Origin of the sequence: Streptomyces sp. UNOB3_S3 (assembly GCF_020740895.1) — a bacterium.
Lineage (GTDB): Bacteria > Actinomycetota > Actinomycetes > Streptomycetales > Streptomycetaceae > Streptomyces.
In genome coordinates this window covers 1-12,625 of sequence record NZ_JAILXP010000208.1, presented here as the reverse complement: position 1 = coordinate 12,625, position 12,625 = coordinate 1, and the positions used below count along the sequence as shown (strand labels likewise).

General features: G+C 72.1%; 14 protein-coding genes and 1 riboswitch. Of the genes, 12 read left to right on the top strand and 2 right to left on the bottom strand.

Features of this window, described 5'->3' with window-relative positions; genetic code table 11:
- Window positions 1-134: 134 nt before the first annotated feature.
- Window positions 135-1,868, bottom strand: a complete 1,734-nt coding sequence (locus K6I33_RS21825) for an ABC transporter ATP-binding protein (protein WP_229355580.1) — start codon at window positions 1,866-1,868, stop codon at window positions 135-137.
- Window positions 1,869-2,013: 145 nt separating this feature from the next.
- On the opposite strand from K6I33_RS21825, the gene K6I33_RS21820 reads away from it, so the two are divergent.
- From K6I33_RS21820 to K6I33_RS21795, 6 genes are all read left to right on the top strand, one after another.
- The gene (locus tag K6I33_RS21820; protein WP_229355581.1) at window positions 2,014-2,307 is read left to right on the top strand and encodes a MoaD/ThiS family protein; all 294 of its coding nucleotides are present in this window, start codon (window positions 2,014-2,016) and stop codon (window positions 2,305-2,307) included.
- 10 nt (window positions 2,308-2,317) lie between these two features.
- Entirely contained in the window at window positions 2,318-3,628 is a 1,311-nt protein-coding gene (locus tag K6I33_RS21815; RefSeq protein ID WP_229355578.1) for a hypothetical protein, read from the top strand.
- Between the two features lie 296 nt (window positions 3,629-3,924).
- Window positions 3,925-4,635 carry a DUF2993 domain-containing protein gene (locus tag K6I33_RS21810; protein WP_229355575.1) on the top strand — a complete coding sequence of 237 codons (711 nt, stop codon included), beginning with the start codon at window positions 3,925-3,927 and terminating at the stop codon, window positions 4,633-4,635.
- Between the two features lie 402 nt (window positions 4,636-5,037).
- Window positions 5,038-5,883: a sulfurtransferase gene (locus tag K6I33_RS21805; protein WP_229355574.1), complete on the top strand. Its 846-nt coding sequence runs from the start codon at window positions 5,038-5,040 to the stop codon at window positions 5,881-5,883.
- Between the two features lie 51 nt (window positions 5,884-5,934).
- The gene (locus K6I33_RS21800; protein WP_229355573.1) at window positions 5,935-6,228 is read left to right on the top strand and encodes a DUF1416 domain-containing protein; all 294 of its coding nucleotides are present in this window, start codon (window positions 5,935-5,937) and stop codon (window positions 6,226-6,228) included.
- Window positions 6,229-6,337: 109 nt separating this feature from the next.
- Window positions 6,338-6,622 (top strand): DUF3099 domain-containing protein, encoded by a 285-nt coding sequence (locus K6I33_RS21795; RefSeq protein ID WP_229355571.1) that lies wholly within the window; start codon window positions 6,338-6,340, stop codon window positions 6,620-6,622.
- A gap of 26 nt (window positions 6,623-6,648) precedes the next feature.
- Here the strand turns inward: K6I33_RS21795 and K6I33_RS21790 are convergent, their stop codons facing one another.
- Window positions 6,649-7,020 (bottom strand): DsrE family protein, encoded by a 372-nt coding sequence (locus K6I33_RS21790; RefSeq protein WP_189453451.1) that lies wholly within the window; start codon window positions 7,018-7,020, stop codon window positions 6,649-6,651.
- Window positions 7,021-7,278: 258 nt separating this feature from the next.
- Between K6I33_RS21790 and K6I33_RS21785 the strand changes: the two genes are divergently transcribed.
- The 6 genes from K6I33_RS21785 to K6I33_RS21760 all read left to right on the top strand — a co-directional run bounded on the left by K6I33_RS21785 (window position 7,279) and on the right by K6I33_RS21760 (window position 12,460).
- Window positions 7,279-7,878: an FABP family protein gene (locus tag K6I33_RS21785; protein WP_229355569.1), complete on the top strand. Its 600-nt coding sequence runs from the start codon at window positions 7,279-7,281 to the stop codon at window positions 7,876-7,878.
- A riboswitch (cobalamin riboswitch) is annotated at window positions 7,868-8,002 on the top strand. (Overlaps the previous gene by 11 nt.)
- Before the next feature lie 100 nt (window positions 8,003-8,102).
- A complete protein-coding gene (locus K6I33_RS21780; protein ID WP_229355566.1) occupies window positions 8,103-9,206 on the top strand; it encodes an iron ABC transporter permease in 1,104 nt (367 codons plus the stop codon).
- Window positions 9,206-9,973 carry an ABC transporter ATP-binding protein gene (locus K6I33_RS21775; RefSeq protein ID WP_229355564.1) on the top strand — a complete coding sequence of 256 codons (768 nt, stop codon included), beginning with the start codon at window positions 9,206-9,208 and terminating at the stop codon, window positions 9,971-9,973. The genes K6I33_RS21780 and K6I33_RS21775 overlap by 1 nt, the downstream gene beginning before the upstream one ends.
- Before the next feature lie 7 nt (window positions 9,974-9,980).
- Window positions 9,981-11,012 (top strand): ABC transporter substrate-binding protein, encoded by a 1,032-nt coding sequence (locus K6I33_RS21770; RefSeq protein WP_229355562.1) that lies wholly within the window; start codon window positions 9,981-9,983, stop codon window positions 11,010-11,012.
- Between the two features lie 19 nt (window positions 11,013-11,031).
- Window positions 11,032-11,469, top strand: a complete 438-nt coding sequence (locus K6I33_RS21765; protein WP_229355560.1) for a Fur family transcriptional regulator — start codon at window positions 11,032-11,034, stop codon at window positions 11,467-11,469.
- 10 nt (window positions 11,470-11,479) lie between these two features.
- Complete coding sequence (locus tag K6I33_RS21760; protein WP_229355558.1) at window positions 11,480-12,460, top strand: folate-binding protein YgfZ; 981 nt, start codon at window positions 11,480-11,482, stop codon at window positions 12,458-12,460.
- The last annotated feature ends 165 nt before the right edge of the window (window positions 12,461-12,625 follow it).

The following is a 12,625-nucleotide window of genomic DNA, read 5'->3' as shown; positions in this document are numbered from 1 at the left end:
GGCCCGGACGGCAAGCCCGGGGGCGGCGGGGCCGCCCCCGGGCTTGCCGTCCGGGCCGCCGGGGCCGCCGCCCGGTCCGCCGGGTTTTCCGTCCGGGCCGCCGGCGGCGGGCGCGGCGGGCTTCTCGAGGGACGTCACGCCGCCTCCTCCTCGGTGAGCTGGGAGAGCACGATCTCCCGGTAGGTCTCGTTCGTCCCCATCAGTTCGGTGTGGGTGCCCGTGCCGACGACCCGGCCCTCGTCGAGGACCACGATGCGGTCGGCGTCGCGGATGGTCGACACCCGCTGCGCGACGATCACCACCGTCGCGTCCCCCGTCTCACGGAGGAGCGCGGACCTCAGCCGGGCGTCCGTCGCGTAGTCGAGGGCGGAGAAGGAGTCGTCGAAGAGGTATATCTCCGGCTTGCGGACCAGGGCCCGCGCGATCGCCAGGCGCTGCCGCTGACCGCCGGAGACATTGGTGCCGCCCTGGGCGATCGGCGCCTCCAGCGTCCCGTCCATGGCCTCGACGAACTCACGGGCCTGCGCGGTCTCCAGTGCCTGCCACAGCTCCTCGTCGGTCGCGTCGGGGCGCCCGTAGCGCAGGTTGGAGGCGATGGTGCCGGAGAAGAGGTACGGCTTCTGGGGGACGAGCCCCACGGCCGCCGACATCGCGGCCGGGTCCAGCTCCCGGACGTCCACGCCGTCGACGAGGACGGCGCCCCCGGTGGCGTCGAACAACCGGGGGATCAGGCCCAGCAGGGTCGACTTGCCGCTGCCCGTGGAGCCGATGACGGCCGTGACCTCGCCGGGCCGGGCCACCAGGGAGACGTCCCGGAGCACCGGCTCCTCGGCGCCCGGGTAGCCGAACTCCACCGCGCGCAGCTCCAGGTGACCGCGCCCCCGCAGCTCGGTCACCGGGACGGCGGGCGGCGCCACGCTGGACTCGGTGGTCAGGACCTCGTGGATGCGCTCGGCGCAGACCTCGGCGCGCGGCACCATCATGAACATGAAGGTGGCCATCATGATCGACATCAGGATCTGCATCAGATAGCTGATGAACGCCGTGAGCGCGCCGATCTCCATGCCGCCGTCCCCGATGCGGTGCCCGCCGAACCACACGACGGCGATCGAGGACAGGTTCACGACCAGCATCACGGACGGGAACATCAGCGACATCAGCCGGCCCGCGCGCAGCGAGACGTCCATCAGCTCGGCGTTGGCGTTCCGGAATCGTTTCCGCTCGTGGTCGTCGCGGACGAACGCACGGATGACACGGATGCCGGAAATCTGCTCGCGCAGCACCCGGTTGACCGTGTCGATGCGGTCCTGAACCCCACGGAAAATGGGCCGCATCCGCCAGATGATCACGCTCACGATCGCCGCGAGGATGGGGACGATCACCAGCAGCAGCGAGGACAGCTGTACGTCCTGCTGGATCGCCAGGACGATGCCGCCCGCGCACATGATCGGCGCCGACACCATCAGCGTGAACGCCATCAGGGTCAGCATCTGGACCTGCTGGACGTCATTGGTGGTGCGGGTGATCAGCGAAGGCGCCCCGAACTGCCCCATCTCCCGCGCGGAGAAGGACTGGACCCGGTCGAAGACCTCGGCGCGCAGGTCCCGGCCGACCGCCATGGCCGTCCGGGCGCCGTAGTAGACCGCGCCGACGGCGCAGACGATCTGCGCGAGGGTCACGGCGAGCATCAGCCCGCCGGTGCTCAGGATGTATCCGGTGTCGCCCTTGACGACACCTTTGTCGATGATGTCCGCGTTGAGATTGGGGAGATAGAGGGTGGCGAGGGTCTGAACGAGCTGGAGAAGCACGATCAGCGCGATCGCTCCGGTATAGGGCCGCAAAGACGACCGTAGAAGTCGCACCAACACACAAGAAGCCTATGCGAGCACCTCTCGATGGGGCCTCTCCTTTACCGGTCGGGGACATGCCGGGCCCGGTACCCGTCATCATGGAGGCGGCAAGAAACCGAAAGGGGTCGCCGTGGCGACGACACACACGGCTCGTCCGGCATCGCTGCCGGCACAGCCGGGGCGGACGGAGGCGGAGCCTCCGGCCGGCACGATCCGGTACTGGGCCGCGGCCAAGGCCGCCGCGGGCATCGCCGAGGAGCCGTACGCCGCGCGCACGCTCGCGGACGCGCTGGTCGCGGCCCGGCGGACGCACGGGACGGCACCGGAGTTCGCGCGAGTGCTCGCCCGCTGCTCGTTCCTCGTGAACGGTGACCCCGTCGGCACGCGCGACCACTCGACGGTCCGACTGACCGAGGGCGGCACGGTCGAGGTGCTCCCGCCCTTCGCAGGAGGGTGACCCCGGCAGCATGAGCGAACAGCACCACCGCAATCCCTACGACCGGTACGACCAGCACGGGCAGTACCCGCACTACGAGCAGCCCCAGCAGGGCTACGGGTCGTCGTACGACCACGGGACCGACGGGCAGACCGGGCAGGCGGGGCAGCCCGGGCAGTCCGACGGCTCGTCGTACGGCTACGGCCACGACCACGGCTACGACGGGCAGCAGGCGCAGCACCGGCAGCCCGCCGCGTGGCCGCAGCCCCAGCAGAACCACCAGGCGTACGACGAGCCGCACACCCAGACCTGGCAGACCCAGACCTGGGACGTGCACAGCTGGCAGCAGCCGCTCGACGAGAGCCGGGAACAGGCCCCCGCGCCCGCCGCGTACGACACGTCGTGGCCCACGGGCGGCGGCGAGGGCGCGGCGTCCTGGGACCGGCAGCCGTCCGGCTACGAGCCCGCCGCGCCCCCGGCCCACGTCGGGCCCGGAGCCGGAGCCGGGACCGGGTCGCTGCCGGTGCCCCGGCCGGAGGGCGCGGTCGTGACCGCGCCGGTCGCCGGTGAGGTGGCCGAGCGGCCGATGACCGCCGCCGAGAAGGCGAAGGCGGAGGGCCGCCCGCAGATCGTGTCGCCCGGCCTCCAGCCGGCGCTGATCACCGCCGTGCTCGCCGGCCTGCTGGCCGCCGCGGCGCCGCTGGCGCGGCCCGCGCTGGCCGTGCCCGTGGTGCTGCTCCAGGCGGTGACGGCGGCGGGCTGGTTCCGGCTGAACGGCATGTGGCCCGCCCGGCAGGGCATCGCGCTGGCCTTCCTCGGCGGCGTGGCCGCCGACATCGGGCTGCTGGCCACGGACACGGCCAAAGCGCCGACGGTCCTCCTCGGCACCCTCGGCGTGTGGATCCTGCTGGTCGTCGTCCTCCAGCTGCGCAGCCACGCCTCGCCGGACGAGCGGCTCTACGGGCTGACGGCGGCCACCGCCTCGACGGCCCTGGCCGTGATGGCGGGCGGCCACCTGGCGGCCGACCCGGACGCAGTGGTCATCGGCGGGCTCGGCGTGGCCGCGGCCGTCCTGGCCCGCGCCCTGCCGCTGCCCTCGGTCGCCGCCCCCGTCGTCGCGCTGATCGCCGCGACGGGCGCGGGCATCGCGGGCGGCCAGCTGACCGGCTTCGGCCCGACGGCCGCGCTGCTCGGCCTCGCGGCCGGCGTCTGCGCCCTCGTCGGCCTGCGGGTCGCCAGCTACGACTACCCGTCCCGCTTCGTCCACATGACGGCGGGCGTGGCCCTGCCGCTCGCGCTGGCCGCGCCGGCGGTCTATGTCCTGGGCCGCGCCCTGGGGTAGGGGTCTGGGGCCCCGGTCCCGCCCTTTCACCGTTTCCTGGGGCTCCGCCCCAGCCCCCGGTCCTCAAACGCCGGACGGGCTGATTTCAGCCCGTCCGGCGTTTGAGGACACCGCGCGTCAGCGCGAAACGGGGGTGCGAGGGGGCGCAGCCCCGCTCGGAAACGGTGAAAGGGCGGGGCCGGGGCAAGGACCCCCAAACGGTTACAGACCGGTGACGTGCACGGGTCGACACCCCCCACCCCCGCCCGGTTAGGCTCGCGGGAAAGCCTGACCGAGAGTGGGGGACGAACGAACCGATGCGCGCGATACGCAGGCTCCTGATCGTCGCCATAATCCTGGCGGCCCTGTTCATCGGCGCCGACCGAGCGGCCGTCTACTTCGCCGAGAACCAGGTCGCCGACAAGATCCGCAGCTCCCAGGGCCTCTCCGGCACCCCGGACGTCTCCATCAAGGGATTCCCCTTCCTCACCCAGGTCGCGAGCTCACAGCTCGACGAGGTCGAGATCAAGCTCTCCGGCGGCGTCACCGCCGGCGCGGGCGACCGCTCCATCACCGTGAGCGGCTTCGACGCCACCCTGCACGACGTCCGCGTCAGCAGCAGCTACACCTCCGCCACCGCCGGCCGCGCGACCGGCACCGCGCACCTCACCTACGAGGAGCTGACCAAGGCCACCGGCGACCCCGACGTGACCGTCGGCTACGGCGGCAAGGACGCCACCGGCGGCAACCAGGTGAAGGTCTCCGGCAAGGTCACCGTCATGGGCCAGGCGTCCCAGCAGAGCGTGATCTCCACCGTGACGGTCGTGAACGGCGACACCGTCCGCGTCCGGGCCAACGAGGTCCCCTCGCAGGGCATCCCCGGTCTGGAGCGGAAGATCCGCGAGAAGACCGACTTCGACCGGAAGATCACGGGCCTGCCCAGGGGCATCAAGCTCGACACGGTCGTCGCGACGCCGAAGGGCATCGACATCACCCTCACCGGCACCGACGTCAACCTGGCGGGCTGACGTCCCCCGTCCACGCTGCGAGACGCCTCCGTCCGCACGTCAGTCCATACGGGCTCACGGGAGGGCCGGACGGGGGACGGCGGGCCCGTCGCGAAGATTCCTGTACCAGCATGCGGAATCTTTTGTCTCAATATCCGGCACCCCGGTGACAGGGCCCCCGCCCCTCCCTACGATCCCCCTTATGAAGCGACAGGCGGATCTCACCAAGCGGCGGGCAGTGGACCTGTGCCGCGTGGCCGCCATGCTGTGTCGCCGTGTCTGACGGGGCCCGCTTAACCGGCCCCTTTCCGGCCCTTCGGCCGCCTCCCCGCACCACCGCTCCACCCGCCGCGCGGTGCCGTGGCCATACCCTCGCGCACCGCCCCCGCCGGCACGCCCGCAACTGCCCCGGAGGAGATCAGCATGAGCCGCAGTGACGTCCTGGTGGACGCCGACTGGGTCCAGGCCCGCATCGACGAAGGCCACCCCAAGACCGTCATCGTCGAGGTGGACGAGGACACGTCCGCGTACGACAAGAACCACATCAAGACCGCCATCCGGATCGACTGGAAGACCGACCTTCAGGACCCGGTCCGCCGCGACTTCGTCGACCAGGCCGGCTTCGAGAAGCTGCTGTCCGGGAAGGGCATCGCCAACGACGACACCGTCGTCCTCTACGGCGGCAACAACAACTGGTTCGCGTCCTACGCCTACTGGTACTTCAAGCTCTACGGCCACCAGGACGTGAAGCTCCTCGACGGCGGCCGCAAGAAGTGGGAGCTCGACTCCCGCGACCTCGTCGCCGAGGTGCCCGAGCGCCCGCGGACCGAGTACCGGGCCCGGCCGCAGGACCTGTCCATCCGCGCCTTCCGCGACGACGTCGTGGCCGCCATCGGCGAGCTCAACCTCGTCGACGTGCGCTCCCCCGACGAGTTCAGCGGCAAGCTGCTCGCCCCGGCGCACCTCCCGCAGGAGCAGTCGCAGCGCCCGGGCCACGTCCCGACCGCGCGCAACATCCCGTGGTCGAAGTCGGCCAACGACGACGGCACGTTCAAGTCCGACGACGAGCTCACGGAGCTCTACCGGGGCGCGGGCGTGGACCTCGCCAAGGACACCATCGCCTACTGCCGCATCGGCGAGCGCTCGGCGCACACCTGGTTCGTGCTCCACGAGCTGCTGGGCCAGACCAACGTCCGCAACTACGACGGCTCCTGGACCGAGTACGGCTCCCTGGTGGGCGTGCCGATCGCGCTCGGCGCCGACGACTGAGCCTCCCGAGCCAAGCACCCGCGCCACCCGCGCCAATGGAAAGGAACGCACATGTGTGGAGCGAAGGCAGGCGGCCCCGACGCCTCGACCGCCAAGGCCGGTGAGACCACCATCCAGGGCTCGGTGACCCGCGACGGCGAGCCCGTCACCGGCTACGTCCGGCTCCTGGACTCGACCGGCGAGTTCACGGCGGAGGTGCCCACGTCCGCGACCGGGCAGTTCCGCTTCTACGCGGCCGAGGGCACCTGGACGGTCCGCGCGCTCGTCCCGGGCGCCACGGCCGCCGACCGCACGGTCGTGCTCACCGAGAAGGGCGCGCTGGCGGAGGTCGCCATCGCCGTCTGAGCGGGTCATGGAGCCCGCACCGGACCCGAAGGGCCGCACCCCGGGGTTGGACGCCTTGTGGGGGGTGCGGCCCTTCGCGCGGACCGGCCCGCGGTCGTACCGTTGAGAGGTGCTCGCCAGGCGTAGGCACCTCTACTTCGCCATGATGGGGACCTGCATCTTCCTCTTCGTCATGGCATGGGCCGTCGTGCGCCTGTGGTCGGTGCCGGCCGCCGTGGGGCTGTGCCTGTTCGCCATGGTCATCCCGCCCGTCGCCGCGATCGTCGCGAACCGGCGGGGGCCCGACGACCGCTGGTGGGACGATCCGTCGGGCGACCCGAAGTCGGACGAGTGGTGGGACGAGCTCGACGGCAAGCGCCGCCAGGGCCCGCGCGACCCCTGGGGCCGGGACTAGCGCACGACTACGCAACTAGTGCACGGCTAGTAGACGAGCGCCTGCGTGCCGTCCGCCATCGCCTCGCTGACGAACACCTGCGCGCCCGCGATCCGGGCGCCCTCGATCAGGTCCTTCTCCTCGATCCCGCGCCGCGCCGCGCACTGCGTGCACAGCGTGATCAGGCCGCCCCCGGCGAGGATCCCGTCGATGAGGTCCGGCAGCGGCGCCGCGTGCGGCAGCTCGAACTCCGCGGCGCGCCCGGGCAGCGCGAACCACGACGACTCCCCCGTCAGCCACAGCGACACCTCGACACCGCTGGCCACGGCCACGGCAGCCACCGTGAACGCCTGCGAGCACCGCTCGGGCGCGTCCGCGCCCGCCGTCACCTTGATCACGAGCTTCTTCGCGTTCGCCATGCCGGTCACTCTAGGACGACGCAACGGCCAACCTCACAGCGCCGTCCCCGAGGCGGCCGACTAGACTCCTGTCCGGTCCGTACCGACATAGATCTCCACTCCGACCGAGGAGCGCGCTCGTGCTTGAAGGCTTCTTCACCACCCTGCTGGTACTGGTCGCCGTCGGCGTCATCGCCTTCGCGGGCCTGACCTGGAAGAAGCTGTACCAGGGCCAGCGCTGACCCCTTTGTCCGCATCGCCTACAGATCGCCTGAGCTCATGATCGAGATTCCGTCCGACCTTCACCCCGACCTCGTCCCCCTCGCGTTCCTCCTCGGCACGTGGGAGGGCGCGGGCGTCCACGACTTCCCCGGCGCCGAGAAGTGCAACTTCGGGCAGGAAGTCGTCTTCAGCCACGACGGCCGGGACTTCCTCGAGTACGTCTCGCGCTCCTGGGTGCTCGACGCGGCCGGCAAGCCCGTCAAGCCGCTGGAGACCGAGACCGGCTACTGGCGGATCGACAAGGACCGCAAGGTCGAGATCGTCATGATCCGCGACACCGGTGTCGTCGAGGTCTGGTACGGCGAGCTGGCCGACCAGAAGCCGCAGATCGACATCGCCACGGACGCCGTCGCGCGGACCGCCGCCTCCGGCCCGTACTCGGGCGGCAAGCGCCTGTACGGCTACGTCAAGGGCGACCTGATGTGGGTCGGCGAGAAGGCCACCCCCGAGGTGCCGCTGCGTCCGTACATGTCCGCGCAGCTGAAGAAGGTCCCGGAGGACCTTCAGGAGTGGGCGCGCAACCTGCCGGACGACATGCCGGACGGCGTCGCCTTCTTCAACCCCGACGGCACGCCGTACAAGCCCGAGGAAAAGTAACCTCTTTCGCGCCCCGCGGGGGAAGTCCGGTGAAAGTCCGGCGCTGACCCGCAACGGTAGGCGGAAGGCCCTCCGAGGGGGCCTTCCGCGAGCCCGATCACCCGCGGCGGCGTGGCTCCCAGCACACTCGCCGTGGACTGCGAGGGGACACCCGTACGCGCGGACGCGTCGCACGTCACGTATCCGCGGGCGGAGCCACGGCCCGAGGCGAAGGCGTACCGCCCGTGTCGACAGATCTCCCGGCCGTGGCCCGGCGAGCGGACGGGCCGTCGCTCCCGGCGCCTTCCGCTCCCCGCCGGCTCCCCCTGCCGCCGCTCCTGGCCGCCCTCACCGCCGCCCTCCTCCTCTCGCTGCTGTGCTGCGTGGCGCTCGGCGCGTCCGGCGTCGGCTGGGGCGGGACCATGCGCCACCTGTGGGCCGGGCTGAGCGGCGGGACCATCGCGCCGGACGAGCTCCCGGCGTACACGATCGTCTGGGAGCTGCGCTTCCCGCGCGCCCTGCTGGCCGCCGTCGTCGGCGCGGGGCTGTCGGCCATCGGGGTGGGCGTGCAGGCGATGGTGCGCAACGCCCTCGCCGACCCGTTCGTCCTCGGCATCTCCTCCGGCGCCGCCGTCGGCGCCAACGCCGTCCTGCTCTTCGGGGCGCTGGGCTCGCTCGGCGTGTGGGCGCTGTCCGGTGCCGCGTTCACCTCCGCGCTGGCCGCGATGGCGCTCGTCTACGCGGCGGCGCGCACCCGGCACGGGCTGACGCCGCTGCGGCTGGTGCTCACCGGCAGCGCGATGTACTACGGCTTCTCCGCGATCACCACGCTCATGGTCTTCAGCGCCGACCGGGGCGAGGCGGCGCGCTCCGCGATGATGTGGCTGCTGGGCAGCCTGGGCGGGGCCACCTGGTCGTCCGTGCCGATCGCGGCGGCCGTGGTGCTGGCCGGGACCGGCTATCTGCTGTGGTCGGCACCGCGCCTGAACGCGCTGGCCATGGGCGACGAGACCGCCGCCACGCTGGGCGTGGACGCCGAGCGGCTGCGGCGGGTGCTGTTCGTGGTGACGGCCGCGGTCACCGGGGCCGTCGTGGCCGTCAGCGGCGCGATCGGTTTCGTGGGGCTGATGGTCCCGCACGTCACCCGCATGCTCGTCGGCGCCGACCACCGCCGGGTGCTGGCCGTGGCGCCGCTCATGGGCGCGGTGCTCCTGCTGTGGGTGGACGTCGTCTCCCGGCTGCTGCTGGCGCCGGTGGAACTGCCGGTCGGGGTGATCACCGCGCTGATCGGGGTGCCCTGCTTCGTGGTGCTGATGCGGCGCCGCGGCTATGTCTTCGGGGGGTCGTGATGCGGATCGACATCGAGGGGCTCGCGGTCGACATCGCGGGCGCGCGGCTGGTGGAGGACATCGCGCTACGGGCGGACAGCGGGCAGTTCGTGGGGCTGGTGGGGCCGAACGGCAGCGGCAAGTCCACACTGCTGCGCTGCGTCTACCGGGCGCTGCGGCCGGCCGCCGGGCGGGTGCTGCTGGACGGCGACGACGTCCACGCGCTCTCCGCCCGCGAGGGGGCGCGGCGGCTGGCGGCGCTGCCGCAGGAGTCGGGCGGCGAATTCGACTTCACGGCCGCCGAGGTCGTGGCCATGGGCCGGCTGCCGCACCAGGGCCCGGGCGGCCGGGCCACGGCGGCGGACGCCGAGGTGTGCGCGGCGGCGCTGGCCCGGGTGGGCGCCGCGCACCTGGCCGGGCGGGGCTTCCTGACGCTGTCCGGGGGCGAGAAGCAGCGGGTGCTGATCGCGCGGGCGCTGGCCCAGGAGCCGAAGGTGCTCGTCCTGGACGAGCCGACGAACCACCTGGACATCGCCCAGCAGCTGGAGGTCCTGTCGCTGGTGCGCGCGTCGGGGGTGACGGTGCTGGCGGCGCTGCACGACCTCAATCTCGCCGCCGGGCACTGCGACGCGCTGTACGTCGTCGCGGGCGGGCGCGTCGTCGCGTCCGGGCCGCCGCACTCCGTGCTGACCGCCGAGCTACTGGCCGAGGTCTTCGGCGTACGGGCGCACCGCGTGCCGCACCCGGTCTCCGGCGCCCCGCAGCTGCTCTTCGACCGCCTCCCGTAAGGACACCATGCGTACTGCCCGCATCACGCTGACCCTGCTCACCGCCATCACCCTCACGAGCTGTGGCGCCAAGGTTTCGGACGCTCCCGACGGCAAACAGCCGAAGGCGGCGTCCGGCGGCCACTACCCGGTGACGATCTCCAACTGCGGTGTGAAGACGACGTACGACAAGGCGCCGCAGCGCGTGGTGACCAACGATGTCGGGATAGCCGAGATCATGTTCGCGCTCGGCCTGGAGGACCACATGGCCGGCTATGTCGCGCCCGACTACCGCACCAGCCGGGACGACAAGGGTGCCGCACCCTGGAAGAGCGGCTACGACAAGGTGAAGTGGCTGTCGAAGAAGGAGATCAACAAGGAGCTCGTCCTCGACGCCAGGGCGGACCTGGTCTTCGCGGGCTGGAACTACGGCTTCGGCGAGGGCAACGGCTTCACCCCGGAGGCGCTGAAGAAGGTCGGCGTGGGCTCGTACGTCCTCACCGAGTCCTGCCACAACGGCGGCACGGGCAGGTCGCGCGGGGTGATGCCGCCGCTGGAGGCGCTCTACACCGACCTGGAGACGCTCGGGAAGCTCTTCGACGTCGAGGACCGGGCACGGAAGCTCGTCGACGGCTTCAAGAAGCAGGTCGCCGACGCGCAGGCCGCAGTGCCGAAGGACGGCCGGGCGCCGCGGGTCTTCCTCTACGACGACGGCAAGGACAAGCCGCTGACCGCCGGGGCCTACGCCGGGCCGCACGACATCATCACCAAGGCGGGCGGCGACCACGTGATGAAGGACCTCAAGGACTCCTGGGTGACGGTCGGCTGGGAGACGGTCGTCGAGCGCGACCCCGAGGTCATCGTGATCAACAACTACGGGGCCGTCGGCGCGGAGGAGAAGAAGAAGTTCCTGATGTCCTACCCGCCGCTCGCGGGGGTCTCGGCGATCAAGAACGACCGCGTCTTCGTCCTCGACTACGTCGATCTCGTCGAGAGCCCCCGCAATCCGTCGGCCGTCGCCGCACTCGCCGCGTACCTGAAGGGGGTACGGGGCGCGTGACGCTGCCTAGACTGGGAGCGTGGTGGACACCGACTGGCAGAGCGACCTCCGTAAGCGCGGCTACCGGCTGACCCCGCAGCGCCAGCTCGTCCTGGAGGCCGTGGACCGGCTCGAACACGCGACGCCGGACGACATCCTCACCGAGGTCCGCAGGACCGCGGGCGGGGTGAACATCTCGACGGTCTACCGGACGCTGGAGCTGCTGGAGGAGCTGGGGCTGGTCAGCCATGCCCATCTCGGGCACGGGGCGCCGACCTACCACCTCGCCGACCGGCACCACCACATACACCTCGTCTGCCGGGACTGCACCGGCGTCGTCGAGGCCGACCTGGCGGTCGCGGCGGACTTCACCGCGAAGCTCCGCGAGACCTTCGGCTTCGAAACGGACATGAAGCACTTCGCGATCTTCGGCCGGTGCGCCGACTGCTCCTCGAAGGCGCCGGACCCCTCGCCGTAGGCTTGGCCCCATGCTGCGTCAATCGAAGAGCCCGCTGCTGTCCCTGCCCGGCGCCGTCCCCGCCGAGGGGCCCGACGAAGGCGTCGCCGCGCACTACGGCGACCTGTTCCGGGAACAGCGCGCGCTGGCCGGCGGGACCGGTTTCGTGGACCTCTCGCACCGGGGGGTCCTCACCGTCACCGGCCCCGACCGGCTGAGCTGGCTGCACCTGCTCGTCACCCAGCACGTGAGCGAGCTCCCGGCCGGGCAGGCCACCGAGGCCCTGATCCTCTCCCCGCACGGCCACATCGAGCACGCCCTGTACCTGGTCGACGACGGCGGGACCACCTGGGTCCACATCGAGCCCGGCACCCAGGAGGCGCTCATCGCCTACCTGGAGAGCATGAAGTTCTTCTACAAGGTCGAGGTCGCCGACCGGACGGACGACTTCGCGGTGGTGCACCTGCCGGCCGGCTCGATCGCCGAGACCCCCGAGGGCGTCGTGGCCCGCGAGACGCCCCACGGCCGGGACCTCTTCCTGCCGCGCGCCTCGCTGACGGACTTCGCCGCCGCCCACGGCCCGGCGGCGGGCGTCCTCGCCTACGAGGCCCTGCGCGTCGAGGACCACCGCCCGCGGCTCGGCCTGGAGACCGACCACCGGACGATCCCCCACGAGCTGGGCCTCATCGGCGTGGCCGTCCACCTCCAGAAGGGCTGCTACCGGGGCCAGGAGACCGTGGCCCGCGTCCACAACCTGGGGAAGCCGCCGCGCCGCCTGGTCTTCCTCCACCTCGACGGCAGCGAGGTGGTCCTGCCGGCCCACGGCGCGCCCGTCCGCCTGGCCGCCGACGGCCCCGAGGGCCGCCAGATCGGCTTCGTCACGACCTCGGCCCGCCACTACGAGCAGGGCCCGATCGCCCTGGCCCTGGTGAAGCGCAACGTCCCGGTGGACGCGCCCCTGCTCGTCGGCGAGGGCACGGCGGCGGCGCAGGAGGTCGTGGTCGAGCCGTAGCGCCGTGCGGCTGAGCGCTCCGCTGGAAGTCCGGTACATCATCCGCGGGTGAGTCGTGGCCGGTCGCGCAGTTCCCCGCGCCCCTTCGGGGCGCGGTACCGCAGACCGGCCCCCCGTCCGGGCCCGGGGCGAAGCCCTCGGGGCGCGGGGGCCGGTCTGCGGTAC

What these genes read in the sequence shown, in the direction of transcription:
- K6I33_RS21815 (WP_229355578.1), top strand. Translation starts at nt 2,318, where the DNA reads ATGAGCGAACAGCACCACCGCAATCCCTACGACCGGTACGACCAGCAC.
- K6I33_RS21810 (WP_229355575.1), top strand. Translation starts at nt 3,925, where the DNA reads ATGCGCGCGATACGCAGGCTCCTGATCGTCGCCATAATCCTGGCGGCC.
- K6I33_RS21805 (WP_229355574.1), top strand. Translation starts at nt 5,038, where the DNA reads ATGAGCCGCAGTGACGTCCTGGTGGACGCCGACTGGGTCCAGGCCCGC.
- K6I33_RS21800 (WP_229355573.1), top strand. Translation starts at nt 5,935, where the DNA reads ATGTGTGGAGCGAAGGCAGGCGGCCCCGACGCCTCGACCGCCAAGGCC.
- K6I33_RS21790 (WP_189453451.1), bottom strand. Translation starts at nt 7,020, where the DNA reads ATGGCGAACGCGAAGAAGCTCGTGATCAAGGTGACGGCGGGCGCGGAC.
- K6I33_RS21785 (WP_229355569.1), top strand. Translation starts at nt 7,279, where the DNA reads ATGATCGAGATTCCGTCCGACCTTCACCCCGACCTCGTCCCCCTCGCG.
- K6I33_RS21775 (WP_229355564.1), top strand. Translation starts at nt 9,206, where the DNA reads ATGCGGATCGACATCGAGGGGCTCGCGGTCGACATCGCGGGCGCGCGG.
- K6I33_RS21770 (WP_229355562.1), top strand. Translation starts at nt 9,981, where the DNA reads ATGCGTACTGCCCGCATCACGCTGACCCTGCTCACCGCCATCACCCTC.
- K6I33_RS21760 (WP_229355558.1), top strand. Translation starts at nt 11,480, where the DNA reads ATGCTGCGTCAATCGAAGAGCCCGCTGCTGTCCCTGCCCGGCGCCGTC.